Origin of the sequence: Streptomyces sp. VTCC 41912, assembly GCF_045799175.1 — a bacterium.
Taxonomy (GTDB): domain Bacteria; phylum Actinomycetota; class Actinomycetes; order Streptomycetales; family Streptomycetaceae; genus Streptomyces; species Streptomyces albulus_C.
This window is the reverse complement of record NZ_JBJMAB010000106.1, coordinates 1-767: the sequence shown is the minus strand read 5'-3', so window position 1 is coordinate 767 and position 767 is coordinate 1. Positions and strand designations below refer to the sequence as shown.

1 protein-coding gene is annotated in these 767 nt (G+C 64.4%); it reads left to right on the top strand.

The window, feature by feature from the left end; translation table 11 throughout:
- Positions 1-9: 9 nt before the first annotated feature.
- Positions 10-767 (top strand): beta-ketoacyl reductase (locus tag ACJ6WD_RS41330; protein WP_407617823.1); only part of this gene is annotated, 758 nt, incomplete at its 3' end.

Below are 767 nucleotides of genomic sequence, written 5' to 3'. Positions count from 1 at the left end.
GACGGGACGGTGTGGGTGACGGGTGGTACGGGTGGTTTGGGTGGTGTGTTGGCTCGGCATTTGGTGCGGTCGTGTGGGGTGCGTCGTTTGTTGTTGTCCAGTCGTTCTGGTGGGGCTGGGGGTGGTGTGGCGGAGTTGGTTGCGGAGTTGGAGTCGTTGGGTGCGTGGGTGTCGGTGGTGGTGTGCGATGTCGCTGATGCTGATGCGGTGGCGGGTGTGGTGTCTGGTGTTTCGGATGCTTATCCGTTGACGGCTGTGGTGCATGCGGCTGGTGTGTTGGATGACGGGGTGGTGGGGTCGTTGACGTCGGAGCGGTTGGCTTCGGTGTTGCGGCCGAAGGTGGATGGTGCGTGGAATGTGCATGTGGCGACGCGTGGGTTGGATTTGGGCGCGTTCGTTGTGTTTTCTTCGGTTGCTGGTGTGTTGGGTGGTGCGGGGCAGGCGAATTATGCGGCGGGGAATGCGTTTTTGGATGCGTTGGCGGTGTATCGGGTGGGTGCGGGTTTGCCTGGTGTGTCGTTGGCGTGGGGTGCGTGGGATCAGGGTGTGGGGATGACGGCGGGGTTGGGGGAGCGTGAGGTCCGTCGTGCTGCTGATTTGGGGATGCCGTTGTTGGGGGTGGAGCAGGGGTTGGCGTTGTTCGACGCTGCTTTGGCGACGGGTGGTTCGGCTCTGGTGCCGGTGCGTCTGGATGTGACGGCGCTGCGCAACCAGCCCACCGTCCCGCCCGTCCTCCGCGGCCTGGTCAAGGCACCCGTCCGCCGCAC